General features: G+C 67.4%; 24 protein-coding genes and 1 other RNA gene. 17 read left to right on the forward strand and 8 right to left on the reverse strand.

What is annotated here, in order from left to right; all coding sequences use genetic code 11:
* Positions 1–166: 166 nt before the first annotated feature.
* Positions 167–1,177: a Bug family tripartite tricarboxylate transporter substrate binding protein gene (locus tag QFZ42_RS21015; protein ID WP_307702823.1), complete on the reverse strand. Its 1,011-nt coding sequence runs from the start codon at positions 1,175–1,177 to the stop codon at positions 167–169.
* A 119-nt stretch (positions 1,178–1,296) separates the two neighbouring features.
* Between QFZ42_RS21015 and QFZ42_RS21020 the strand changes: the two genes are divergently transcribed.
* From QFZ42_RS21020 to QFZ42_RS21030, 3 genes are all read left to right on the forward strand, one after another.
* The gene (locus QFZ42_RS21020) at positions 1,297–2,973 is read left to right on the forward strand and encodes an MBL fold metallo-hydrolase (RefSeq protein ID WP_307702824.1); all 1,677 of its coding nucleotides are present in this window, start codon (positions 1,297–1,299) and stop codon (positions 2,971–2,973) included.
* Complete coding sequence (locus QFZ42_RS21025) at positions 2,970–3,680, forward strand: RNA pseudouridine synthase (protein WP_307702825.1); 711 nt, start codon at positions 2,970–2,972, stop codon at positions 3,678–3,680. The genes QFZ42_RS21020 and QFZ42_RS21025 overlap by 4 nt, the downstream gene beginning before the upstream one ends.
* Positions 3,681–3,754: 74 nt before the next feature.
* Positions 3,755–4,303 carry a hypothetical protein gene (locus tag QFZ42_RS21030; RefSeq protein WP_307702826.1) on the forward strand — a complete coding sequence of 183 codons (549 nt, stop codon included), beginning with the start codon at positions 3,755–3,757 and terminating at the stop codon, positions 4,301–4,303.
* A 39-nt stretch (positions 4,304–4,342) separates the two neighbouring features.
* Here QFZ42_RS21030 and rnpB read toward each other — a convergent pair.
* An RNA gene (gene rnpB, locus QFZ42_RS21035) (RNase P RNA component class A) lies at positions 4,343–4,690 on the reverse strand.
* A 111-nt stretch (positions 4,691–4,801) separates the two neighbouring features.
* Between rnpB and cysK the strand changes: the two genes are divergently transcribed.
* From cysK to QFZ42_RS21060, 5 genes are all read left to right on the forward strand, one after another.
* Positions 4,802–5,722 (forward strand): cysteine synthase A, encoded by a 921-nt coding sequence (gene cysK / locus QFZ42_RS21040; RefSeq protein WP_307702827.1) that lies wholly within the window; start codon positions 4,802–4,804, stop codon positions 5,720–5,722.
* Positions 5,723–5,794: 72 nt separating this feature from the next.
* On the forward strand, positions 5,795–7,447 hold the full coding sequence (locus QFZ42_RS21045; RefSeq protein ID WP_307702828.1) for an NAD(P)/FAD-dependent oxidoreductase: 1,653 nt from the start codon (positions 5,795–5,797) through the stop codon (positions 7,445–7,447).
* Positions 7,448–7,459: 12 nt separating this feature from the next.
* Entirely contained in the window at positions 7,460–8,083 is a 624-nt protein-coding gene (locus tag QFZ42_RS21050) for a flavin reductase family protein (protein ID WP_307702829.1), read from the forward strand.
* A 53-nt stretch (positions 8,084–8,136) separates the two neighbouring features.
* On the forward strand, positions 8,137–8,928 hold the full coding sequence (locus QFZ42_RS21055) for a ProQ/FINO family protein (protein WP_307702830.1): 792 nt from the start codon (positions 8,137–8,139) through the stop codon (positions 8,926–8,928).
* 29 nt (positions 8,929–8,957) lie between these two features.
* Complete coding sequence (locus tag QFZ42_RS21060) at positions 8,958–9,377, forward strand: hypothetical protein (RefSeq protein ID WP_307702831.1); 420 nt, start codon at positions 8,958–8,960, stop codon at positions 9,375–9,377.
* A 71-nt stretch (positions 9,378–9,448) separates the two neighbouring features.
* On the opposite strand, the gene htpX is transcribed toward QFZ42_RS21060, so the two are convergent.
* The 4 genes from htpX to pyrC form a co-directional block, all read right to left on the reverse strand.
* Positions 9,449–10,321 (reverse strand): protease HtpX, encoded by an 873-nt coding sequence (gene htpX / locus QFZ42_RS21065; RefSeq protein ID WP_307702832.1) that lies wholly within the window; start codon positions 10,319–10,321, stop codon positions 9,449–9,451.
* Positions 10,322–10,473: 152 nt separating this feature from the next.
* Positions 10,474–11,211, reverse strand: a complete 738-nt coding sequence (locus QFZ42_RS21070; protein ID WP_307702833.1) for a DUF3025 domain-containing protein — start codon at positions 11,209–11,211, stop codon at positions 10,474–10,476.
* On the reverse strand, positions 11,208–12,032 hold the full coding sequence (locus QFZ42_RS21075; RefSeq protein ID WP_307702834.1) for an NYN domain-containing protein: 825 nt from the start codon (positions 12,030–12,032) through the stop codon (positions 11,208–11,210). The genes QFZ42_RS21070 and QFZ42_RS21075 overlap by 4 nt, the downstream gene beginning before the upstream one ends.
* Positions 12,029–13,060, reverse strand: a complete 1,032-nt coding sequence (pyrC, locus tag QFZ42_RS21080; protein ID WP_307702835.1) for a dihydroorotase — start codon at positions 13,058–13,060, stop codon at positions 12,029–12,031. The genes QFZ42_RS21075 and pyrC overlap by 4 nt, the downstream gene beginning before the upstream one ends.
* Positions 13,061–13,161: 101 nt before the next feature.
* Here pyrC and QFZ42_RS21085 point away from each other — a divergent pair, with 101 nt between their 5' ends.
* The 7 genes from QFZ42_RS21085 to QFZ42_RS21115 all read left to right on the forward strand — a co-directional run bounded on the left by QFZ42_RS21085 (position 13,162) and on the right by QFZ42_RS21115 (position 20,709).
* Positions 13,162–14,826, forward strand: coding sequence for an ABC transporter substrate-binding protein (locus QFZ42_RS21085; RefSeq protein WP_307702836.1), 1,665 nt, complete (start codon positions 13,162–13,164; stop codon positions 14,824–14,826).
* Positions 14,826–15,722 carry an ABC transporter permease gene (locus QFZ42_RS21090; RefSeq protein ID WP_307702837.1) on the forward strand — a complete coding sequence of 299 codons (897 nt, stop codon included), beginning with the start codon at positions 14,826–14,828 and terminating at the stop codon, positions 15,720–15,722. Before QFZ42_RS21085 ends, QFZ42_RS21090 begins: the two co-directional genes overlap by 1 nt.
* Before the next feature lie 5 nt (positions 15,723–15,727).
* Positions 15,728–16,636, forward strand: a complete 909-nt coding sequence (locus QFZ42_RS21095; RefSeq protein WP_307702838.1) for an ABC transporter permease — start codon at positions 15,728–15,730, stop codon at positions 16,634–16,636.
* 348 nt (positions 16,637–16,984) lie between these two features.
* Positions 16,985–18,022 carry an ABC transporter ATP-binding protein gene (locus tag QFZ42_RS21100; RefSeq protein ID WP_307702839.1) on the forward strand — a complete coding sequence of 346 codons (1,038 nt, stop codon included), beginning with the start codon at positions 16,985–16,987 and terminating at the stop codon, positions 18,020–18,022.
* Between the two features lie 52 nt (positions 18,023–18,074).
* On the forward strand, positions 18,075–19,067 hold the full coding sequence (locus QFZ42_RS21105) for an ABC transporter ATP-binding protein (RefSeq protein ID WP_307704278.1): 993 nt from the start codon (positions 18,075–18,077) through the stop codon (positions 19,065–19,067).
* Positions 19,068–19,091: 24 nt separating this feature from the next.
* Positions 19,092–20,273: an amidase gene (locus tag QFZ42_RS21110; RefSeq protein ID WP_307702840.1), complete on the forward strand. Its 1,182-nt coding sequence runs from the start codon at positions 19,092–19,094 to the stop codon at positions 20,271–20,273.
* Between the two features lie 4 nt (positions 20,274–20,277).
* A complete protein-coding gene (locus QFZ42_RS21115; RefSeq protein WP_307702841.1) occupies positions 20,278–20,709 on the forward strand; it encodes a TfoX/Sxy family protein in 432 nt (143 codons plus the stop codon).
* Here QFZ42_RS21115 and QFZ42_RS21120 read toward each other — a convergent pair.
* Positions 20,706–21,338, reverse strand: coding sequence for an ureidoglycolate lyase (locus QFZ42_RS21120; RefSeq protein WP_373423358.1), 633 nt, complete (start codon positions 21,336–21,338; stop codon positions 20,706–20,708). The two genes, QFZ42_RS21115 and QFZ42_RS21120, sit on opposite strands and share 4 nt — an antisense overlap.
* Before the next feature lie 10 nt (positions 21,339–21,348).
* Here QFZ42_RS21120 and QFZ42_RS21125 point away from each other — a divergent pair, with 10 nt between their 5' ends.
* Positions 21,349–21,573: a hypothetical protein gene (locus QFZ42_RS21125; RefSeq protein ID WP_307702842.1), complete on the forward strand. Its 225-nt coding sequence runs from the start codon at positions 21,349–21,351 to the stop codon at positions 21,571–21,573.
* On the opposite strand, the gene QFZ42_RS21130 is transcribed toward QFZ42_RS21125, so the two are convergent.
* A complete protein-coding gene (locus QFZ42_RS21130) occupies positions 21,558–22,490 on the reverse strand; it encodes a LysR family transcriptional regulator (RefSeq protein ID WP_307702843.1) in 933 nt (310 codons plus the stop codon). The genes QFZ42_RS21125 and QFZ42_RS21130 overlap by 16 nt on opposite strands.
* Before the next feature lie 153 nt (positions 22,491–22,643).
* On the opposite strand from QFZ42_RS21130, the gene QFZ42_RS21135 reads away from it, so the two are divergent.
* Positions 22,644–24,785, forward strand: a complete 2,142-nt coding sequence (locus QFZ42_RS21135) for a 3-hydroxyacyl-CoA dehydrogenase NAD-binding domain-containing protein (protein WP_307702844.1) — start codon at positions 22,644–22,646, stop codon at positions 24,783–24,785.
* The last annotated feature ends 42 nt before the right edge of the window (positions 24,786–24,827 follow it).

The raw sequence follows: 24,827 nt of genomic DNA on the forward strand, positions 1-24,827 counted from the left end.
GAGATATGGTGGTTCGACCCCGTCAAAAGTGGAGAACTATCGCGGCGCAGCCGCCGCGTGATTGCGGTGGTCTGCACCCGAACTGCGAGCTCTCCGAAAGAATGGTCCGTGCACGTCTCGGTGGATCAAGGCAAATAGCTCGAGCCGGTGCGCGAGCTGCCCAGCCTCAATCGATGCTGATGTTCGCGGCCTTGGCCACTTCGGCCCACTTCACGCGGTTCTCGTGCACGGTCTTCTTGAACTGCGCGGGCGACTCGATGCGCACGGTATTGCCCTGGCTTTCGAAGCGCTCGCGGATGTCGGGCTGCTCGAGCACCGTCTTCACCGCGGCGTTGAGCTTCTCGACGATCTGCGCATCGGTGCCCTTGGGCGCGAAGATGCCGAACCAGATCGAACTGTCGAAGCCCTTGGTGCCCGCGATGCCGCTTGATGCAATCGTGGGCACTTCCTTGACGGCCGCCACGGGCGTGGCGGTGGTCACGCCCAGCAGACGCACCTTGCCGGCCTTGTAGTGCGGCAGCACGGTCTGCACCTGGTTCATGATGCAGCAGGTTTCGCCGCGCACCACGGATGTGATGGCCTCTGGCCCGCCCTTGTAGGGCACGTGCACCATGTTCAGGCCGAGGCGCGAATTGAATTCGGCAAACGCCATGTGCGTGCCGGCGCCGTTGCCTGTAGACGCATAGTTGTACTTGCCGGGGTTGGCCTTGACGAGATCGACGAACTCCTTCAATGTCCGCGCGTTGATCACTTCGGGGTTGACGGTGAGCACGTTCGACACGTCGAGCACCGGCGCCACGGGCACGAAGTCGGCCTCCACATCGAACGGCAGTTTCTTGTAGAGCGCGGCGTTGCTGCCATGCGTGGCGGCCGTACCAAAAGAGAGCGTGTAGCCGTCGGGCTTGGCATGGGCCACGTACTCGCTGGCAATGTTGCCGGCCGCGCCCGACTTGTAGTCGATGATCACGGGCTTGCCGAGTTGCCTGGCGAGCGGCTCCTGAATGGCGCGGGCCACCACGTCCACGCCGGAGCCGGCCGGAAAGCCCATGATCAGCGTGACGGGCTGTTGCGGCCAGTCGGTCTGGGCCCATACGGCGGACGATGCGGCCGCGCACAGGGCGGCGCCGGCCAGCAGCAGGCTCGGCCGGAAGGAGCGCGAAAAGGGAGAATGGGTCATGACTGTCTTTCCTCGATGCGAGCGGTGCAGCCCGGGATTGTGGCGCGCGGTTCATGCCCGATGCGGTATGAGCTTATGCGGGGCGCATCTGCATTGCGGTACCTCTCCATAATCGCCGCATGGTCCGCCCCACCCAACAACTCCACCCCGCACGCGAGCCGGTGTCCGTGCGCGCGGCAGCCACCGTGCTGCTGCTGCGCGATTCCGAAGCCGGCATCGAAGTGCTGATGACGCGCCGCGCCGACGTTGCAAGCTTCGCGCCAGGCGCCTATGTGTTTCCCGGCGGACAGATCGATGCCGCCGACGAAGCCGCCCAGCGCATCGCCACCCACCGCCCCACCCAGACCGGCCTGCAGCTCACCCAGGCCATCGCGGCCATTCGCGAAGGCTTCGAGGAACTTGGCGTGCTGCTCGCGCGCCATTCCGACGGCCGATCGGTGAGCGCGGAAGACATCGCGTCGATGGACCGCAGCACCGCGTCGCCCGTTTCTTTCGCCGAGCAGTGCGAAAAACGCGGATTGCGGCTCGCGTCCGACCAGGTGTTCAGCCTCGCGCACTGGATCACTGACCGCGATTTGCCCAAGCGCTTCGACGTGCCCTTTCTGGTGGCGCGCATGCCCGAGGGCCAGACGCCCACGGCTGACGAAAGCGAGCAGTTCGAGCCCTGCTGGGTGCGACCGGCCGATGCGCTGGCGCGCCATGCGGCGGGCAGCTTCTTCATGATCTTTCCGACCGTGCGCACGCTGCAGCGGCTCGCGGCCTACACCAGCGTCGACGCGGTGATGAAAGCCTGCGCACCCACGGACGCCGGCGAAAAACCGCTGTGGACGAGCTGCCCGCGCGCCGGGCTGCTCGGCGGGCAGGATGCGCGCTACATGGAAAGCGATTCACCGTACGGCGAGCTCGCGCTGGTGTGCCCCGACGGCCAGTTGCTGCACACGCTCGACTGGCAGGGCGAGCACGCGGTGCCGCTGCTCAAGAACGTGCAGCGCCTGACCGCGCCCAACTCAGGCGCCATGACGGGCCCGGGCACCAACAGCTACATCGTGGGCGACGCGGACACCGGCTACCTCGTGATCGACCCGGGCCCGAACGACGCCGCGCACATCGGCCGGCTCTGGCGTGCCACGCAGGGGGACATCCGCATGATCGTGTGCACCCATTCGCATGCCGACCACTCGCCCGGCGCGGCGCCGCTGCAAGCGCTTTGCGAAAAGGCGAAACCGCCGATCCTCGGCCTGTCTTCGGCGCCGACCGCGCGCTCGTCCGCGCGCTTTGCCGCCGAACGCGAACTGCGCGATGGCGAGCGCCTGGTGCTCTCGGGCACCAGAGCCGACGGCCAGGAAATCACCCACACGCTGCGCGCCGTTCACACGCCCGGCCATGCCGCCAATCACGTCTGCCTGGTGCTGGAAGAAGACGGGCTGCTGTTTTCGGGCGACCACATCCTGAACGGCAGCACCACCGTGGTCGACCCGCCGGACGGCGACATGAACGCGTACCTCGATTCGCTCGACAAGCTCGACGCGGCCTGCGAAGCGGGCGGCATCGGCTTCATCCTGCCGGCGCACGGCTACGTCATCGGCAGCGCGCGCGCTGCCATCGCCCAACTGAAAGCGCATCGCCTGAAGCGCGAAGCCAAGATTGCCTCCGCCATGAAAAAACTCCCTCAAGGCACGCCCGAAGACTGGCTGCCGCTCGCCTACGACGACGTGCCCGAGCGCATGTGGCCGGTGGCAGCCCGCTCGCTGGCCGCGCATGTGGCGCGCATCCGGCAACTGGCTTCCGCGCCATGAGAGGCTCCAGCGAAGAAGGCATTCGCCTCGCCAAGCGCGTGGCCGCGCTCGCCGGCTGCTCGCGCCGCGAAGCCGAGCTGCTCATCGAGAACGGCGCGGTGCGCGTCGACGGCGTGCCGGCGTTGCTGCCGCAGTCGCGCGTGCAAGACCACCAGAAGGTCGAGATCGAGGCCGGCGCCAAGCCCGAGCCGGTGGTGCCCGTCACCCTGCTGCTGCACAAGCCGGCCGGCATGCCGACCGAGACCGCGCACCGGCTGCTGGTGGCCGCCAACCATCACGAGCCGGAGCGCGCGGGCATGCGCTTTCTGCCGGCGCACGGCAAGGGCCAGAACTGCATGACGCCGCTGGAAACCGGCGCCAGCGGGCTCGTGGTCTACACGCAGGATTGGCGCATCGAGCGCAAGTTGCACGAAGACTCGGGCGTGATCGAACACGAGGTCATGGTCGACGTGGCGGGCACGGTCAGCCCGGAGCAGCTGGTGCGCTTCGAGCGCTCGCCCGCGCGCGTGAGCATCGGCCGCCAAGCCGACGACCAGACCGGCCTGCGCTTTGCGCTCAAGGGCGCGCGGCCCGGGCAGATTGCGCACCTGTGCGACGAAGCCGGCGTGCGCATCCTTGCGATGCGGCGCATCCGCATCGGCCGCGTGCCGCTGTCGGGGCTGCAGCCCGGGCAGTGGCGCTATCTTTCGCCGCACGAACGCTTCTGACCAAGACAGCGACAACAACAATCAAGAAGCTCGAGGGACAGTTAAACAGACAGGGGACAGGGACAGGAGAAAAAATGAACTTCGGAATCAAAACCGCCGCACTCGCCTGCACGGCGCCTCTTGCGCTGGCGGGCTGCAGCTATCTGGCACCCTTGCTGCCCGACTACACGCCCACGGCGCCAGCGGCGCCTCCGCCGGTTGTGTCGCCCAGCGGGCTCGCGCCGATCACCGAGGAGCAGGTGGAACGCATCCGCGAGGCGATCGTCGCCAAGCCGCCGACGCCGGCCGTGGCCAAGGTCGTGCGCAGCGCGGCGCCGGCCATCGAGTCTTTTGTGCGGACCGAAGGCTGCATCACCGCGCGCAACGGCGCCGTGCTCAACCCCTTCGCGGCGCCGGGCCGGCTGTTCGACGGCACGGGCTTTCAGGGCGGGCCGATGGCGGAAATGCAGTACCACGACAAGACGGCCTGCGTGACCGTCAAGCGCATCCAGAACTGGAAGATGGTGTCGCCGAAGCTGCTGCGCTTCGACGTGGTCTACGTGGGCGACGACGGCGAGGAGCGCTCCGTGAAGCGGCATGAACTGATGCGCCAGCCGAAGGGCGGCTGGCTGTTTACGCGCTGAGCCGCTGGCGGCGGCCCGCGGCCGCCAGCGAAAGAAAAAGTGTGAAGCCCGCCGATAAGCCGGATTCTGTGCGTTGAGGTTGCCCCCAACGTGACCGCCATTACTCTGGGCCGTTTGTCGCCAAACGGCTCGATGCCACCTACCCGCCAGCTCAGCGGAACCACCTCGATACTGGCCTACTTGGTGTTGCTGCGCGCAGAGATTGCCCGTTTCACCCGAACTAAATCGGCTCGTCTCTGTTGCTCTGATCCTCACCTCGCGGTGGAGAGTCGTTAACTCCTGCGCTGTCCTGTGCAGTCCGGACGTTCCTCCAGTGCGGTCTTTCGACGCGGCGCCTTGCGGCGTCGCCCCTTTCGGGCTTGCACCAGCGGCGGTCTGGCGTGCTTCACGAAGGGGATTATCGCCTGATCCCCTCGCATCCGCCGGCGGGCCGACTCACAATGTCGCTTCGACCGACCTGCCCTGCCCTGCCCTGCCAACAACGCCCAAGGAGATCCAATGAAGGCCGAGAACATCCTCCAGACCATCGGCAACACGCCGCACATCCGCATCCACCGCCTGTTCGGCAATGCGAAGCAGCAGGTGTGGATCAAATCCGAGCGAGCGAACCCCGGCGGCTCCATCAAGGACCGCATCGCGCTCTCGATGGTCGAAGACGCCGAAAAATCGGGCGCGCTGAAGCCCGGCGGCACCATCGTCGAGCCCACCTCGGGCAACACCGGCATCGGCCTGGCGATGGTCGCGGCCGTGAAGGGCTACAAGCTGATCCTGGTGATGCCCGACAGCATGTCGGTGGAGCGCCGCCGCCTGATGCTGGCCTACGGCGCCACCTTCGACCTGACGCCGCGCGCTGGCGGCATGAAGGCCTCCATCGCCCGCGCCGAGGAAATCGTGGCCGGCACGCCGGGCGCGTGGATGCCGCAGCAGTTCAACAACCCCGCCAACGTCGACGTGCACATGCGCACCACGGCCGAGGAAATTGCGGCCGACTTCCCGGACGGCATCGACGTGCTGATCACCGGCGTGGGCACCGGCGGCCACATCACGGGCGTGGCGCGGGTGCTCAAGAAGAAGTGGCCGAAGCTGCAGGTGTTCGCGGTGGAGCCGGTGGCCTCGCCGGTCATCTCCGGCGGCGCGCCCTCGCCGCACCCGATCCAGGGCATCGGCGCCGGCTTCATTCCGAAGAACCTCGACACCTCGCTGCTCGACGGCGTGCTGCAGGTCGACGCCGAACCGGCGCGCGAAATGGCCCGCCGCTGCGCGGTCGAGGAAGGCATGCTCGTGGGCATTTCGTCCGGCGCCACGCTCGCGGCCATTGCGCAGAAGCTGCCGACGCTGGCACCCGATGCGGTGGTGCTGGGCTTCAATTACGACACCGGCGAGCGCTACCTCTCGGTCGAAGGTTTCCTGCCGGGCTGACAGCTATCTCTTTCATAGCGCCCCGGGCGCGTAAAATCTGCGGTCTGCTTGATAACCACAAGCCACACCGACATGCTGAGAATTTCTGAAATCAAACTGCCGCTCGACCACGACGACGCGGCGCTCCCCCAAGCCATTGCCACTGCCCTCGATACGCCGGTCTCCGGCGTGCGCGAGTTCAAGGTGTTCAAGCGCAGCTTCGACGCGCGCAAGCCGCAACTGCTGCAGGTCTACATCGTCGACGTGCAGCTCGCCGACGCCGAACTGGAAGCCGCATTGCTCGCCAGGCACGCCGGCCATCCGCACATCCAGCCTTCGCCCGACATGCGCTACACGCCGCCGGCGCATGCGCCCGAAGGCGCGCCCCGGCCGGTGGTGATCGGCTTCGGCCCCTGCGGCATCTTCGCGGCGCTGATGCTCGCGAAGATGGGCTTCAAACCCATCGTGCTCGAACGCGGCAAGACCGTGCGCCAGCGCACACGCGACACCTGGGGCCTGTGGCGCAAGAGCACGCTCAACCCCGAGTCGAACGTGCAGTTCGGCGAAGGCGGCGCCGGCACTTTTTCGGACGGCAAGCTTTACAGCCAGATCAAGGACCCGCGCTTCCTCGGCCGCAAGGTGATGGAAGAGTTCGTCAAGGCCGGTGCGCCGCCAGAGATTCTTTACGTCGCGCATCCGCACATCGGCACCTTCAAGCTGGTGAAGGTGGTGGAGAACATCCGCGAGCAGATCGTCGCGCTGGGCGGTGAAATCCGCTTCGAGCAACGCGTGACCGACGTGCACATCGAGGACGGCCCCACCGGCAAGCACCTTCGCGGACTCACCGTGCTCGACCAGACGACCGGCCAGAGTAGCGAACTGCGCGCCGACCACGTGGTGATGGCGCTCGGCCACAGCTCGCGCGACACTTTTTCCATGCTGCACGCGCGCGGCGTGCACATCGAGGCCAAGCCCTTCTCCATCGGCTTTCGGGTCGAACACCCGCAGGGCCTCATCGACCGTGCGCGTTGGGGCCGGCATGCGGGCCATCCGCTGCTCGGCGCGGCCGACTACAAGCTGGTGCACCACGCGAGCAACGGCCGCTCGGTCTACAGCTTCTGCATGTGCCCGGGCGGCACCGTGGTGGCGGCCACGAGCGAGCCGGGCCGCGTGGTCACCAACGGCATGAGCCAGTACTCGCGCAACGAGCGCAACGCCAACGCGGGCATCGTGGTGGGCATCGACCCGCGCGACTTTCCCGGCTGGACGGCGGAGACCGCGGGCGACGCGCTCGCGGGCATCGCGCTGCAGCGCGAACTCGAATCGAACGCCTATGTGCTCGGCGGCAGCAACTACCACGCGCCTGGGCAGCTGGTCGGCGACTTCGTCGCGGGCAAGCCGTCGACCGCGCTCGGCAGCGTGACGCCTTCGTACAAGCCCGGCGTGACGCCGACCGACCTGCACCAGGCGCTGCCCGCCTACGCCATCGAGGCGATGCGCGAAGCCTTTCCGGCCTTCGGCCGCAAGATCAAGGGCTTCGACCTGCATGACGCGGTGCTGACCGGCGTGGAAACGCGCACCTCGTCGCCGATCCGTATCACGCGCGGCGACGACTTCCAGAGCCTCAACGTGCGCGGGCTGTACCCGGCCGGCGAAGGCGCGAGCTATGCGGGCGGCATTCTCTCGGCCGGCGTCGACGGCATCAAGGTGGCCGAAGCGGTGGCGCGCAGCGTCTCGGGGGCGTAAGGAGCCACAGTCATGTCCAACGAAGATTTCCACTTCTACGAACCCGCCAAGGGCCACGGCCTGCCGCACGATCCGTTCAATGCCATGGTCGGCCCGCGGCCGATCGGATGGATCTCGTCGCAGGACGAGAACGGCGCGCTCAACCTCGCGCCCTACAGTTTTTTCAACGCCTTCAACTACACGCCGCCCATCGTCGGCTTTGCGAGCATCGGCGCCAAGGACAGCCTGCACAACATCCGCCGGACGCGCGAGTTCGGCTGGAACCTGGCCACCCGGCCGCTGGCCGAGCAGATGAACCAGTCGTGCGCGGCCGTGCCCCCCGAGGTGAACGAGTTCGAACTGGCCGGCCTCACGCCCGCGGCTTCGCGCAACATCGCAGTGCCGCGCGTGGCCGAGAGCCCGGTGTCTTTCGAATGCCGGCTCACGCAGCTGCTGCAGCTCGAAGGCGTGAACGGCGAGCCGGTGCCCACCTGGCTCATCCTCGGTGAAGTGGTGGGCGTGCACATCGCACGGCACCTGCTGAAAAACGGCATTTACGACACCGCGGCCGCGCGGCCGATCCTGCGCGGCGGCGGTCCCGCCGACTATTTCGAGATCAGCCCCGACAATCTCTTCAAGATGTTCCGACCGCGCTGAGCGGGAACATTGCTTTTCTTTCTGCCTGCTGCCAACCTGACAAGAACCGACCGATGACCGACACCGCCACGCCTCAAGAAGAAATCCAGGAAGTCCAGCCGGCGGAAGCCGAGGGCGCTGCCCAGCAGCCCCGTGCCGATGGGCGCCCGCCTCGCCAACCACGCCAGCCCCGGCAGCAGCAACAGCAAAAACAAAAGCCGAAGCAGGCCGCGCCGCAGCAACAGGCGGCACGCTCGCGCAAGGTGCACCCCGCGCTCGAGAAACTGTTCGAGCTTTACCCCAACATGTTCGGCGCGCGCTTCCTGCCGCTCAAGCTCGGCGTGTTCCAGGACCTGCTCGAAAAGCACCCCGACGATTTCAAGAAGGACGACCTGAAGGTCGCCCTTGGCCTGCACGCGCGCTCCACCCGCTACCTGGAAGCGGTGGCGGCGGGCCTTGCGCGCCACGATCTCGACGGCAACGCGGTCGAACCCGTCGCGCCCGAGCACGTGCACCACGCCATCCTGGAGCTGCACCGCCGCCGCGCGCAGCGCACCGGCGAAGACCTGCGCCCGCAACTGGTGGCACGCATCGCCCGCGCCGTCGAAGCCTCGGGCCTCGACCGCGAAGCCTACGCGGTGCTGGTGCGCTCGCGCGACGAAGACACCAATGCCGTGCTCGACGAAGCGCTGGCCGAACTCGCGCAGCAGGCCGCCAAGCGCGAGGCGCTGCTGCGGGCGTTCGAGGCCAGCGGGCGCGACAGCGAACAGGCTTTTGCCGAGATGTACGGCATGGATGCCGACGAGGTCGCTCGCACGCTCGCACGCGCACGCGCCGAGCGCCAGCCGGCGCCTCCGGCGGCCTGACCACTCCGGCCGTTGCTGCCGCAGCACCCGTGACCGACTTCGCCAACTTCGTGGCACCGCCGGCCTCCGCGAGCGCCGCGGAGGCGGATGCGATCCGCGAAGCCTCCGCCTGCCTCGACCGTTTCACCAAACGCTTCAATGCCTGCGACACCGCGGGCATGGACGGCGAGCTTCATTTCCCGCATGTGATGCTCTCGGGTGCAGAGCGCCTCGAGTGGCAGGCGCCCGGCCACCATCCCGTCGATTTCTTCGAGAAGCTCAAGGCTTCGGGCTGGCGCCGCACGCGCTACCAGTCGAAGGACGCCGTGCTGGCCAGCGCCGACAAGGTGCATTTCGTCGTCACCTACACGCGTGAAGACGGAGCCGGCATGGTGCTCAGCACGCACCGCAATCTCTGGATCGCGACCCGTGCCGCGGGGCGCTGGGGCATTTCGCTGCGTTCGTACTGACGAAGCTTCGGCCCCAGTAGAAAAGCCGCCACGGGCAACCGTGGCGGCTTTTCTTCTAACGCGGCGGAAGATCAGCGCGCGTTCTGCAGCGCCGCAATGCGCTCTTCGATCGGCGGGTGCGTGGCAAACAGCTTGCCGATGCTGCCCGTGATGCCCATCGCTTCGACCGCCTTCGGCAGTTCGCCGGCCGGCATGCCGCCCAGGCGGGCGAGCGCGTTCATCATCGGCTGGCGGTTGCCCATCAGCGCGGCGGCGCCGGCGTCGGCGCGGAACTCGCGCTGGCGCGAGAACCAGGCCACCACGATGGCCGCCGCAAAGCCCAGCACGATGTCCAGCACGATGGTGCTCACGTAGTAGCCGATGCCGGGGCCCGAGGAGCGGTCGTCGCCGCGGCGAAGAAAGCTGTCGACCGCGTAGCCGATCACGCGCGAGAGGAACACCACGAAGGTGTTCATCACGCCCTGGATCAGCGTCATCGTGACCATGTCGCCGTTGGCGATGTGCGCCACTTCGTGGCCGATGACGGCCTCGACCTCTTCACGCGTCATGCCCTGCAGCAGGCCGGTGGACACCGCCACCAGCGACGAGTTCTTGAAGGCGCCGGTGGCGAAGGCATTGGGCTCGCCTTCGAAGATCGCGACCTCGGGCATGCCGATGCCGGCCTTGTCGGCAAACTTGCGCACGGTGGCGACGATCCAGGCTTCGTCGGGCGACTGGGGGTTGTCGATCATGCGCAGGCCGGCCGTCCACTTGGCCATGGGCTTGCTGATCAGCAGCGAAATGATCGCGCCGCCAAAGCCCATGATCAGCGCAAAGCCGAGCAGTGCCGTCAGGTTCAGCCCGTTGGCCGTGAGGAAGCGGTTGACGCCGAGCAGGCTGGCGACGATGCCGAGCACTGCAACGACCATCACATTGGTCAAAACGAACAGAAGGATACGTTTCAAGTTGAATTCTCCGTGGGGGAACGCTGCCGCATAGATGAGGACCGGATGGCCCTCTTCAAGCCGGGCAAAAAAGGCGCTCTTCCTGTGTTGTTTCGTTCTGAAGGCGGCCTGCCCGGCGGCTTGCGGGTAGAGCGATGATAGGAGCAAAAGTTCTACGGCCCGGGCCGGAAGACCTTCGCGTCGTCGTAGAAATGGGCCGATTCGTTCTCCGGCCACCAGCCCGGCACGCCGAGCACCGGCAGCGGAACGAAGGGTTTCCGCACCAGATATTCCGGATCGAGGTTGCGCGCGAGCGCCCGGTCGTCGAACGCCGGCAGCCCGCCCGCCTCCGGCAAAGGCAGCAGCACATGCGCGGTGACTGCTTTGCGCGGCGTGGTGAGTTTCTCGAGCAGCGCATGGCCGAACACCAGCAGGCGCGCCTCGGCCCACAGCGCGCGCTGCGTCACGAAAAGCGAATGCCAGTCGCGCGCGGCCAGTGCTTTCCACAACGCCGCGGGCGCCTCGAGCACGGCGCCGTTCTCGTCGAAAAGCGTGAGCGCATCGCGCAGCGGGCCGCGCGTGGAGGCGATGCCCGTGCGGGCGATCTCCGCGGCCTGCAGCTCATTGAGGCGGCGCTTGGCTTCCGGAAAAGCGAGCCAGACCAGGCCGTTGAAGAAGTCGTGCAGGTTGTCGCGTGTGGGCACGGTGCGGTTCTGGAAGATGTGCGCTTCGTACGCCTGGCCGGCGGGCAGGTCCAGTTGCGGCACGAAAACGGGCAAGGAATCCGGCGCCGCGCTCTGCTGCAGCGCGACCGCCACGGAGCTGTGAAGTGCAGCGTGGGCCGTCGCCTCGCCGATGGCGCGATAAGGCGCAAGCCAGGGCTGCGCCCAATCGATCGCCGCGAGGCTCAAGGCGCGGGAGCCCCTGTCCAGCGGATGCGGTCGGGGTGCTGCAGAACGGCGAACTCCGCCGGGAGCTTGTCGAAGAGCTTGAGCGAACTGCCGTGCTTGCCCAGCAGCCCGGCCGCGCGCAATGCCTGCGCCACGTCGTTGAGCGGCACGTCGGCACCGCTTCGCAGCGCGGGCGCCGCCTGCAGGATGAACTCGGCGGCTTCGGAGGGCGGCTGCGCGGGCTTGGCCGCCTTGGCCGTTTTCCGGGCCGGCGTTTTTGCCGCCGTCTTGGCGGCGGTCTTGCGCGCCGGCGCGGCTTCGGTGTTGCCCGTCTTGCCGCTCTTCGCGGGGGCGCGCTTGGCGGCCACCTTGGCCGCAGCCTTCTTTGCAGGCGCGGCGCGCGGCGCGACCGGCGCACCATGGTGCCGCAGGTCGGTGAACTCGTCGTAGACCGTCACGGTCTCTTCGCCGGTCTTGCCCTGCTGGCCGAGGCCGCACACGCGGCATCCCTTTTCGCGCAGGCGAATCACGAGCGGCGCAAAGTCGGAATCGGAAGACACCAGCACCACCACATCGGGGCGCTCGGCCATGACAAGGTCGATGGCATCCACGGCGAGCGCGATGTCGGTGCTGTTCTTGCCGGCCGAGATATTGACCATCGGCCGCACCGACAGCCGCTTGAAGAGCGCCTGCTGCTTGAGCGCGGTTTCGGCGTTGCAGTAGGCACGGCGCACATGAACCGCGCCGTATTCGGACAGGGTTCGCTGCACGGCCTGCTCGATCACGTCGGCCGAGACGTTGTCGGCATCGATCAGCAGCATCACGCGCGGCGTCGGTGTCATGCGAGTCTCCAGGCGACCGTTTCACCACCGCGCAGCGGCTTGAGCGTGGCCTCGCCATAAGGCACCGTCTCGGGCACGGTCCAGCTTTCGCGCTTCAGCGTGATGGTGCCGCTGTTGCGCGGCAGGTCGTAGAAGTCGGGTCCGTGGAAGCTCGCGAAGCCCTCGAGCTTGTCGAGCGCGTTCACGCCGTCGAAGGCCTCGGCATAGAGCTCGATGGCGGTCAGCGCGGTGTAGCAACCGGCGCAGCCGAGCGCATGCTCCTTCAGGTGGGCCGGGTGCGGCGCGCTGTCGGTGCCCAAAAAGAAGCGGTCGCTGCCGCTGGTGGCCGCTTCGACCAGCGCCACGCGGTGCGTCTCGCGCTTGAGCACGGGCAGGCAGTAGTAGTGCGGGCGAATGCCGCCAGTGAAGATGGCGTTGCGGTTGTACAGCAGGTGGTGCGCGGTGATGGTGGCGGCCGTGAAGCGCCCGGCGTCGCGCACGTAGTGAGCGCCCTCTTTCGTGGTGAGGTGCTCGAACACCACCTTGAGTTCGGGGAAATCGCGGCGCAGCGGAATCATCACGCGGTCGATGAAGACAGCCTCGCGGTCGAACAGGTCGATGGCCGGGTCGGTCACTTCGCCGTGCACCAGCAGCAGCAGGCCGTGCTTCTGCATGGCTTCGAGCGTCTTGTAGGTGTGGCGGATGTCGGTCACGCCGGCATCGCTGTTGGTGGTGGCGCCGGCCGGGTAGAGCTTGAGCGCGCGCACGCCGGCAGCGGCGGCAAGGGAGATTTCCTCGGGCGGCAGCTTGTCCGTCAGGTAGAGCGACATCACGGGCTCGAAGGCCGTGCCTTGCGGCACCGCCGCACGAATGCGATCGCGATAGGCCGTGGCCTGCGCCGCGGTGGTCACGGGGGGCCGCAGGTTCGGCATGATCAGCGCGCGGCCGAACTGGCGTGCGCTGTGCGGCACCACGGCTTCGAGGGCGGCGCCGTCGCGCACGTGCAGGTGCCAGTCGTCCGGGCGGGTGATGGTGAGGGTGTCTGTCATGGCATGGGAATTGTCGCATCGCGGCTTCGGGCACTGGTTGGCACATGTCGTGCTTGAGCGTTTCCTTTCGCTCTTTAGCCACCTCTACACCGGAGTTCCATGTGAAGCGTGTTGCCATTCCCGCCCTTTCCCTGAAACCGCTGGCCGCCGGCGCGTTGCTGGCCACCCTCGCTGTCGCCACGCCCGCTGCGTTCGCACAGGAAAAAACCCTGCGCATCGCGATGACCGCCGCCGACATTCCGCGCACGCTGGGCCAGCCCGACCAGGGCTTCGAGGGCAATCGCTTCACCGGCATTCCGATTTATGACTCGCTCACGCAGTGGGACTTGTCGAAGGCCGATGCGCCGAGCGTGCTGATTCCCGCGCTGGCCAGTTCATGGGCCGTCGACGCGAAGGACAAGACCAAGTGGGTCTTCAAGCTGCGCCCCGGCGTCAAGTTCCACGACGGCTCGGCCTTCAATGCCGAAGCCGTGGTGTGGAACGTGCAGAAGGTGCTCGACAAGGACGCTCCGCATTTCGACCCGAGCCAGGTGGGCGTGACCGCTTCGCGCATGCCGACGCTGCGCACCGCGCGCAAGATCGACGACATGACGGTCGAGCTCACCACCAGCGAGCCCGACGCGTTCCTGCCGATCAACCTCACGAACCTGTTCATGGCCTCGCCCGCGCAATGGCAGAAGAAGTTCGATGCTGCGGCCGGCGCCACGCCCGCAGACAAGGCCAAGGCCGCATGGACCGCCTTTGCCGCCGACCCCGCCGGTTCGGGCCCGTTCAGAGTGACGCGCTTCGTGGCCCGCGAGCGGCTGGAGCTGGCCGCCAACAAGGCCTACTGGGATGCCAAGCGCGTGCCCAAGATCGACAAGGTCGTGATGCTGCCGATGCCCGAAGCCAATGCGCGCACCGCCGCGCTGCTGGGCGGCCAGGTCGACTGGATCGAAGCCCCCGCGCCCGACGCCATGCCGCAGATTACCCAGCGCGGCTTCAAGATCTATTCCAACGCGCAGCCGCACGTGTGGCCGTGGCAGCTGTCGTTCGCCGAAGGCTCGCCCTGGCTTGACAAGCGCGTGCGCCACGCCGCCAACCTCTGCATCGACCGCGGCGGCATGAAGCAGCTGCTGGGCGGCATGATGGCCGAGCCGAAGGGCACCGTGCCTCCCGGCCATCCATGGTGGGGCAACCCGAAGTTCGACATCAGGTACGACGTGAAGGCCGCCCAGGCGCTGATGACGCAGGCCGGCTACTCGGCCGCCAAGCCGATCAAGGTCAAGGTGCAGATCTCCGCCTCGGGTTCGGGCCAGATGCAGCCGCTGCCGATGAACGAGTTTGCACAGCAGTCGCTGAAAGCATGCTTCTTCGACGTGGAGTTCGACGTGATCGAATGGAACACGCTCTTCACCAACTGGCGCAAGGGTGCCAAGGACCCGTCGGCCAACGGCGCCAACGCAACCAACGTGAGCTTCGCGGCGATGGACCCGTTCTTCGCCATGGTGCGCTTCGTGAGCACCAAGACCTTCCCGCCGGTGTCGAACAACTGGGGCTACTACGGCAACGCCGAGGTCGACAAGCTGGTGGCCGATGCGCGTACCAGCTTCGACGACAAGGCACGCGACGTCGCGCTGGCCAAGCTTCACGCGCACATCGTGGACGACGCTCCCTTCGTCTGGATTGCGCATGACGTCGGTCCGCGCGCCCTGTCGGCCAAGGTCAAGAACGTGGTGCAGCCGAAAAGCTGGTTCATCGACATTGCAACCATGACGATGGACTGATGCTCGCCTATCTGCTGCGCCGGATCATCTACGCCCTGCCGATCATGATCGGCGTGGCGCTGGTGTGCTTTCTGCTCGTGCACATCGCGCCCGGCGATCCGCTGGTTTCGATTCTCCCGCCCGATGCCTCCGCCGATCTGCAGGCGCAACTGCGCGAGCTCTACGGCTTCAACCGCTCGCTGCCCGAGCAGTTCGCGATGTGGGTCTGGCGCGCGCTGCACGGCGACCTGGGTGTTTCGATCGCAAGCAACCGGGCGGTGGCGGGCGAGGTGTTCACGGCCGTGGGCAACACGCTGCGGCTCGCGGTGGTGGCCACGTTCATCGGCTTTGTGCTGGGCTGCCTGTTCGGCTTCGTGGCCGGGTACTTCCGCAACTCGTGGATCGACCGGTTCGCCTCGATGCTGTCGGTGCTGGGCGTGAGCGTGCCGCACTACTGGCTTGGCATGGTGATGGTGATCGTGTTCTCGTCGCAGCTCATGTGGCTGCCGGCCACCGGCGCGGGCCCGGGCGGCTCGAGCGACTGGGCCTGGGACTGGGAGCACCTGCAGTTCCTGATTCTCCCCGCGCTCACGATGTCGGTGATTCCCATGGGCATCATCGCGCGCACCGTGCGCCTCACGCATGTCGGCGTGTTCCGCCACATGGTGAAGAACGCGGCGCCCACGGCGCTCGCGGTGATGGGCCTGCAGCTGGGCTACCTGCTCGGCGGCTCGATCCTGATCGAGACGGTGTTCTCGTGGCCCGGCACCGGCTTTCTGTTGAACTCCGCCATCTTCCAGCGCGACCTGCCGCTGCTGCAAGGAACCATCCTGGTGCTGGCGCTGTTCTTCGTGTTGCTGAACCTGCTGGTCGACGTGCTGCAAACCATGCTCGACCCGCGAATCGCGCGGGCCTGACCACCATGAGCGCACTCCCCATCCCCTCCTCTCCTGCTGCAGCCGTTGACGTGAAGCCGCTGCCGATGCAGCGCTCGCGAGGCTACTGGACCTCGGCGCTGCTGCGCTTCACACGCGATCCGATCGCCATGGGTGCCGCCTTCGTGGTGCTGCTGCTGATCGGCTTGGCCGTGTTCGGCCCCTGGCTCGCGCCGGCCGACCCCTACGCCTCGTCGATGCTCAAGCGGCTCAAGCCCATCGGCACCGATGGCTTGCCGCTGGGCAGCGACGAGCTGGGCCGCGACATGCTGTCGCGCCTGATCGTCGGCGCGCGGCTGTCGCTGTTCATCGGCATCACGCCCGTGATCTGCGCCTTCGTGCTCGGCACGGTGATCGGCATCGTGGCGGGGTATGCGGGCGGCTTCACCAACACGCTGATCATGCGCACCATCGATGTGTTCTACGCCTTTCCCTCGGTGCTGCTGGCGATTGCGCTGTCGGGCACGCTGGGCGCGGGCGTGGTCAACTCGCTGATCTCGCTCACCATCGTGTTCATCCCGCAGATTGCGCGCGTGGCCGAAAGCGTGACCACGCAGGTGCGCACGCGCGACTACGTGGAGGCGGCGCGCGCCTCGGGCGCGAACCCGTTCACCATCGTGCGGGTGCATGTGTTGGGCAACGTGCTCGGTCCGATCTTCGTCTACGCCACGAGCCTGATCGCGGTGTCGATGATCCTGGCCTCGGGCCTGTCGTTCCTGGGTCTGGGCGTGAAGCCGCCGGAGCCGGAGTGGGGGCTGATGCTCAACACGCTGCGCACGGCGATCTATGTGCAGCCGTGGGTTGCCGCTTTGCCGGGCGCGATGATCTTCATTACTTCGATCTCTTTCAATCTTCTGTCCGATGGGTTGCGGTCGGCGATGGACAACAAGGGATGAGAATGGGTGCTTGTTCTTTTTTTCGTGTTGTTTGTCGCGGGCCGTCTTCAGGGCGCGCTCCCGCCGACGGGGTACCTTACTCCGCGAATGTCCCCCGGCCTACGGCCTCCTCCTTGATTTCGCTGCGCAAGGCACCCCATCGACGTGAGCGTTGTTCACACCGGTCGTTGATCTGCGTTGCACCAGCAGCGCGTCCCAGTGCACAGGGCATCGGGTGCTCCACGCAGCGAAATAAAGGAGGAGCCGAAGGCGGGGGACATTCGCGGAGGGGAGTACCCGGTGGCCTGTGCACCCGCCCTGAACAGCAGTGCCAAAAGCACGCCCAAAAAAACAAAGGAGTGTGACGACATGGACGCACTAAAGGACATCGGCGGCCCCGCACAACCGCTGCTCACCATCACCGGCCTGGTCAAGCACTTCCCACTCAAGAAAGACCCTTTGGGCCGCGGCGGTGGCATGGTGCGCGCCGTCGATGGGGTCGACTTCGAAGTGCTCAAGGGAGAGACGCTGGGCGTCGTCGGCGAATCGGGATGCGGCAAATCGACCACGGCGCGGCTGCTGATGCAGCTCATTGCACCAACGCGGGGCGAAGTGATTTTCGATGGCCGCGAAGTCGGCGGCCGCGAACTTCCGCTCAAGGAGTTCCGGCGCCAGGTGCAGATGGTGTTCCAGGACAGCTATGCCTCGCTCAACCCGCGCCTCACCATCGAGGACTCGGTTGCCTTCGGCCCGCAAGTGCATGGCGTGAGCCGGCGTGAGTCGGTGGCGCGTGCGCGCGACCTGCTCGCGCGCGTGGGCCTGGAGCCGCAGCGCTTTGCCGAACGCTATCCGCATGAGCTTTCGGGCGGGCAGCGCCAGCGCGTCAACATCGCGCGCGCGCTGGCGCTGCAGCCGCGCATGGTGATCCTCGACGAAGCCGTGTCGGCGCTCGACAAGTCGGTGGAGGCGCAGGTCATCAACCTGCTGCTCGACCTCAAGGCCGAGTTCGGCCTGACCTATCTTTTCATCAGCCACGACCTCAACGTGGTGCGCTACGTCAGCGACCGCGTCATGGTCATGTACCTGGGCCAGGTGGCCGAGATCGGGCCGGCCGACGCGCTCTACGATGCGCCGGCGCATCCCTACACGCGCGCGCTGCTCTCGTCGATGCCCTCGATGGACCCCGACAACCGCACCATGGAAGCAGCGCTGGCCGGCGACCCGCCGAACCCGATCAATCCGCCCACGGGCTGCCGCTTTCATCCGCGCTGCGCACTGGCCGCGCCGGTGTGCAGCCAGGTGGTGCCCGAACCCATCGCCACGGGTTCGCGCCACGCGGCGAGTTGTCTCGTCCATGAACAAGGCAGCGGGCATCCGATGGCCGTGCCGCTGGCCAGGGCGGCGTGAACGCATGACCACGACGACGATGAACAACCCGCCTTCTTCTTCCTCCGAGCCGATGGTCCGCCTGCGCGACCTCAGCGTGACCTTCTCCGGCGGCCGCAAGCCCGTGCATGCGGTCAGCGGCGTGAGCCTGGAAGTGCAGCGCGGCGAAGTGGTCGCGCTGATCGGCGAATCGGGCTCCGGCAAAAGCGTGACCCTGCGCACGCTGCTGCGCCTGCATCCCGAGCGCCGCACGCGCATGGCCGGGCAGGTGCAGGTGGCCGGGCGCGACGTGCTCGCGATGCCGGCGCGCGAGCTCGACGATTTCCGCGGCAAGGTCGCCTCGATGATCTTCCAGGAGCCGCTGCTCGCGCTCGACCCGGTGTATTCGGTCGGTGCGCAGATCGTCGAGTCGATCCGGCGGCACGAGAAGAAAGTGACGGCGTCCGAGGCGCATCAGCGTGCGCTCGCGCTGTTCGAACGTGTGCGCATTCCGAGTCCCGAACGACGGCTGCAGGCCTATCCGCACGAGATGTCGGGCGGCATGCGGCAGCGCGCGATGATTGCGCTGGCGCTGGCGTGCAAACCGCAGCTGCTGCTCGCCGACGAGCCGACCACCGCGCTCGACGCCACGGTGCAGATCCAGATCCTGCTTCTGCTGCGCGAACTGCAGCGCGACCTCGGGCTGTCGGTGATCTTCGTTACGCACGACATCGGCGCCGCGGTCGAGGTGGCCGACCGCATCGCCGTGATGTATGCGGGCCGCATCGTCGAGGAAGGCACGGCGCGCGAGCTGATCCGATCGCCGCGGCACCCCTACACCATCGCGCTGCTCAAGAGCCGCGCGCACGGGGCGCTGGCGCGCGGCGCGCGGCTGGAGACCATCGGCGGCGCGCCGCCCGATCTCTCGGCGCTGCCGCCGGGCTGCGCTTTTGCGGAGCGCTGCGCGCTGGCCACCGGCGCTTGCCGCACCGAGCAACCGCCCGTGATCGAGCTCGCGCAGAATCATCGCGTGCGCTGCATCCACACCGATGCCGCGGCCTCCATCGCGCCCACATCGGTCGCTTGACCCGCATCGCAACACCGATAGACCATGCCCCTGCACGACCCCGCCCACGCCTTCGTTCCCTATCCCGACGCACCGGTGCCGCGCGCCTCGACCGGCCTCTTGGCCGATCTGAGCTTCGCGGCAAAAGACCTGTTCGACGTGGCCGGCTATCCCACCGGCGGCGGCAGCCCGATCGTGCTGGCGATGTCGGGCATCAAGAGCCGCACCGCGCCCACCGTCCAGAAGCTGCTCGACGCGGGCGCGCGCTTCGCGGGCAAGACCGTGACCGACGAACTCGCGTTCTCGATGAACGGCAACAACGCGCATTTCGGCGCGCCGATCAATGGCGCGGCCAAGGACCGTATCACCGGTGGGTCATCGTCGGGCTCGGCCTCGGCCGTGTCGTCGGGCCTGTGCGACTTCGCGCTCGGCACCGACACCGGCGGCTCGGTGCGCGCACCGGCCAACCACTGCGGCCTGTACGGACTGCGCCCGACGCACGGCCGGGTCAGCCTGGAGGGCGCGCTCGACCTTGCGCCGAGCTTCGACACCTGCGGCTGGTTCGCGCGCGACATCGGCACCTTCGCGCGCGTGGCCGACGTGCTGCTGGGCGCCGACGCACCGGACCTCCCCGAACGCGTGCGCCTTCTGGGGCCGGACGACGTGTGGGGCCTTGCAGCGCCCGCCGCGACCCGGGCGCTGCAAGGCGTGGTCGACCGTGTGCAGGGTCTGCTCGGACCCGCGCAAGGCACGACGGTGGCCATGGAATCGTTCGATGCGATGTACTGGAATTTTCGCTATCTGCAGTCGCGCGAGGCCTGGCTTACCGACGGCCCCCTCATCGAGCGCTATGCGCCGCCGCTGGGCCCGGGCGTGGCTGAGCGCTTTGCATGGTCGCGCGACGTGACCGATGCGCAGGTGGCGACTGCGCGCGTCTTTCGCACCGCGTTCCGCGCGCACCTGGCCGCACTGCTGGGCACCGACGGCGTGCTGCTGATCCCGACCATGCCCGACATCGCGCCGCTGCGCAGCGAGGGTGAGGCCGGCCTGGAGGACTACCGCAACCGCGCGATCCGGATGCTGTGCATCGCAGGCCTCAGCGGCTTTCCTCAGCTGTCGATGCCGCTGGCGTCGCGTGACGGCGCGCCGCTCGGCCTCTCCCTGCTCGGGCCGGCAGGCTCGGACCGCTCATTGATCCGGATGGCCGAGCGCATCGCCGCCGGCTGACGCCGTGTGGCGCGGCTTCGCCGGAGTCGGCGACACTGCGCTCTTTACATCAGGCGCGTGGCGCCAGCACATCATGTCGGAAGCCTCGCCGCAGTTCATCGATTTCATCGTGGACCGACTCTCTGGAATCCCCCGCATCGCCAAGACGCGCTTCTTCGGCGGAACGGGGCTGTCGGCCGATGCCACGCAGTTCGCGATGATCATGGGCAGCACCGTTTACTTCGTGGTGAACAACAACACCCGGCCCAAGTACGAGAAGCTGGGCAGCCACTGCTTTGCCTACAACACCAAGGCCCGCCGGGTTCAGGTGCGGAAGTATTTCGAGGTTCCCATCGAGGTCATCGAAGATCACGAGGCGTTGGTGGAATTGGCCAGGGAGGCCGTGCGGGTGGCAAAAAGCCTCGCTACGAAGAAGCCCGCCGGCAAGCGCGCCTAGCCCTTCCAGTCGACGACCGCCGACGCCGAAAGCGCGCAGAGCTCGCAATCGACAGCGCCAGCCGCGCGCTCAATCACCACGAAGTCGCCCGCATCCACCGCCAGCAGCGCGTGGTGCCAGGTACCGGGCGCGAGCGTTATGCCCTGCAGGCCATCGGTGATGAACGCGGCAAGCGTATCGGCCGAAGGAGCGTCGCCGGCCTGCGCCACGACGATGACAAAACGCCTTTTTCCCAGCGGCACGAAGGTCTGGCTGCCGAGCGCGTGGCGCTCCATCTCCGTGACCTCGTGCGGGAAGCGACGTGCCTGCGCGCGGAACAGCGCAAGCATCGCGCGTCCGCCTGCGCTGCCAAGCTGCAGGTCGCCGACGAGGTCGAAACGCTCCGCATTGCCGCCGTTGATCGAGCGGCCCGCGTTCGCGGGCGCGGCCAGTACCGTGCCGTAGGGCGCGAAGGCCTGCTGCGTCAATGGCTGCACCGTGAGCAGCATCCGAGCGTGAAGAAAGGCATCGTTCATGCCGCGAGTACAGCAGAAAACATGCCGCGGGTCACTCGGACGATCGGTGCTCTGCAGGACATCGGCACGGCAGGCTAAAGTCGCGAACTCCTTCTCTTTCAGTGCGCCAGCCATGCGCTTTCCGATGCGACGCTCTCTTATCCTTTTCCTGCTCGTTCCGGTCGCCCTTGCCGCGGGATGCGCATCGGGGCCCGCGCCCCGCGTCATCCGTTTGGGCGACGGCGTGTTCAAGTCGCCCAGCCCGCAGGACGCCGAGGCCTATTGCCGCAATTTCGGGGCTCCGATGCGCTATCTCGACCCCAAGGGCTCGCGGCCCCCGGTCGGCGAAGTCACTTACCGCTGCGACTGATCGGCCGGTTCCGCGCCGGCCGGCCGAACCCGCTCCAGGATGAAGTCGATGAAGGTGCGGATGGCCCGCGTGTGCTGCCGGTTGGGCATGTAGAGCATGAACATCTGCGTGCCGAAGATCGAAAGGCGCCAGTCGTCGAGGGTGGTCACCACATCACCCTTGCGCACGTCCTCCTGCACCACGTAGTCGGGGACGAGGCCGATGCCCAGGCCGGCGAGGATGGCCTGGCGCAGGAACAGGAAGTTTTCCGAGATCAAGGTCGGCTCCAGGATCACCTCGCGCCGCACCTCTCCCAGATTCTCGCCCTGGTAGGCCGACACGCGCAGCTGCCGGCCGATGACGGCGGCCGTGACCACGGGCGCTCCCTGCAGTTCGTCGAGCTGCGTGGGCAGCGGATGCTTTTCCGCGTAGTCTCGTGAGGCGCAGGCCACGTAGCGCACCGGCCCCAGGTCGCGCGCCACCAGGTTCTGCGGCGGTTCGGGCACCACGCGAATCGCAATGTCGACCTCGTCGCGCAGCAGGTCTTCGATGCGGTTCTCGAACACCACGTCCAGCACGATGCCGGGGTACAGCCGCTTGAAGTCGATCAGCCAACCGGCCATGACAAGCTGGCCGTAGCCGCTGGGCACGCTCAGGCGCACGCGGCCCTGCAGGCCCTGGCCCAGCGTAGTGACCGATTCCCTCGCGGCCAGCAGCTCGGTCTGGATGGCCACGCCGTGCTGGTACAGGCGCAGGCCGATCTCGGTGGGCTCGGCGCGGCGCGTGGTGCGGCGCACCAGCTGCGCGCCGACCGAGCGCTCGAGCTGGTTCAGGTGGTAGCTGACATTGGCGCGGCTCATCTTGAGCCGGCGCGCGGCCGCGCTCAGGTTGCCGGCGTCGAGGATTTCCACCAGCAGGGTCAGCGATTGGAGGTCCATGCAGCGGATTGTGTCAAAAATTCTTTGACAGTCTGTCAATGATCTATGCAATTGTCAAAGCGCCGGCACGGGCGAAGAATGCGGGGTTCACCCCCAAGAGCCTCGGGCCCCTCGCATTTGCAGGGCCCGCCACGCAAGAGACAAGACAAGCACATGGCCACCACAACTCCCGGCAATTCCACGTCTTCCACGTCTTCCGCTCCCGTCACCTACGCGCGTCAAGGCGAAGTGTTCGTGGTGACCATCGACAGCCCGCCCGTCAACGCCCTGGGCGTGGAGGTGCGCCGCGGACTCGTCGCGGCCATCGAGGCGGCCGAGGCCGACAGCGGCGCCGCCGCGGTGCTGATCGTCGGCGCGGGCCGCAACTTCATCGCGGGCGCGGACATCCGCGAGTTCGGCAAGACGCCGCAGCCGCCTTCGCTGCCCGAGGTGTGCCTGAAGATCGAGAATTGCACGAAGCCGGTGGTCGCCGCCGTTCATGGCGCAGCCCTCGGCGGCGGGCTCGAAGTGGCGCTGTCGGCGCACTACCGCCTGGCTTCCCCCACCGCCAAGCTGGGCCTGCCCGAAGTGGCGCTCGGCCTTTTGCCCGGCTCGGGCGGCACGCAGCGCGCACCGCGCCTGATCGGCGTGAAGCCCGCGCTCGAACTGATGCTGAGCGGCCGCCATGCGGGCGCGAAGGAAGCGCTGTCGCTCGGCCTCATCGACCGCCTCGGCACCGAAGCCGACGCGCGCGCCGAAGGCCTCGCCTATGCGAATGAACTCATCGCCGCCCAGGCCCCGGTGCGCCGCACGCGCGAAGCCGCCGGCTTGGCGGACACCGAAGCCAGCCGCGCCGCCCTCGAAGCCGCGCGCATCGACACCGCCAAGAAGAGCCGCGGCCTGTTCTCGCCGATGAAGATCATCGAAGCCGTCGAGGGCGCGCTCACGCTGCCTTTCGACGAAGGCATGGCGCTGGAGCGCAAGCTGTTCCTGCAGTGCATCGACAGTCCGCAGCGCGCCGGCCTGATCCACGCCTTCTTCGCCGAGCGCGAAGTGCTGAAGGCGCCCGAGACCAAGTCCGCCAGCTCGCGCAAGCTCGAATCCGCCGGCATCGTCGGCGGCGGCACCATGGGCGCGGGCATCGCGGTGGCCATGCTCGACGCGGGCCTGCCCGTGACCATGATCGAGCGCGACGAGCCCAGCCTCGCGCGCGGCCGCCAGCATGTCGAGAAGGTATACGACGGGCTCATCCAGAAGGGCCGCATGACGCCCGAGGCCAAGGCAGCGGTCATGGCGCGCTTCTCGGGCTCGACGAGCTACGACGCGCTCGCGCAGGCCGACATCGTGGTCGAAGCAGTGTTCGAGGACATGGGCGTGAAGAAGGCCGTGTTCGCCGAGCTCGACCGCGTGTGCAAGCGCGGCGCGGTGCTCGCCACCAACACCTCGTACCTCGACATCGACGAGATCGCCGCCAGCATCTCGCGTCCGCAGGACGTGGTGGGCCTGCACTTCTTCTCGCCGGCCAACATCATGAAGCTGCTCGAGATCGTGGTGCCCGCCAAGGTGAGTGCCGACGTGGTCGCCACCGGCTTCGAGCTGGCGAAGAAACTCAAGAAGGTGCCGGTGCGCGCCGGCGTGTGCGACGGCTTCATCGGCAACCGCATCCTCGCGGTGTACCGCCAGGCCGCCGACCACATGATGGAAGACGGCGCCTCGCCCTACCAGATCGACGAAGCGGTGCGCAACTTCGGCTACCCGATGGGCCCGTTCCAGGTGTCGGACCTCGCGGGCGGCGACATCGGCTGGGCCACGCGCAAGCGCAAGGCGGCCACGCGAGACCCGCAGGCGCGCTACGTGCAGATTGCCGACCGCATCTGCGAACGCGGCTGGTTCGGCCAGAAGACGCAGCGCGGCTACTACCTGTACCCCGAAGGCGCGCGCACCGGCGTGCCCGACCCCGAAGTGCTGGCGATCATCGACACCGAGCGCGAGCGCGCGGGCATCAAGCCGCGGGCCTTCACCGAAGAAGAAATCATGCGCCGCTACATGGCCGCGATGGTCAACGAAGGCGCCAACGTCGTGCTCCAGCGCATCGCGCTGCGCCCGCTCGACGTGGACGTGACCTTTCTCTACGGCTACGGCTTCCCGCGCCACCGCGGCGGCCCGATGAAGTACGCCGACACCGTGGGCCTGCCCAAGGTGCTGGCCGACATCCGCGAGTTCGCGAAGGAAGACCCGATCTTCTGGAAGCCTTCGCCGCTGCTGGTGGAGCTGGCCGAACGCGGCGCCGATTTCGCGAGCCTCAATCAAAACTGAAAACCTTGCGGGACAGACCAAGAAACTGCGCAGCAGTTTTTG

The organism is Variovorax paradoxus (genome assembly GCF_030815855.1).
In the GTDB taxonomy this organism is placed as follows: Bacteria; Pseudomonadota; Gammaproteobacteria; order Burkholderiales; family Burkholderiaceae_C; genus Variovorax; species Variovorax paradoxus_M.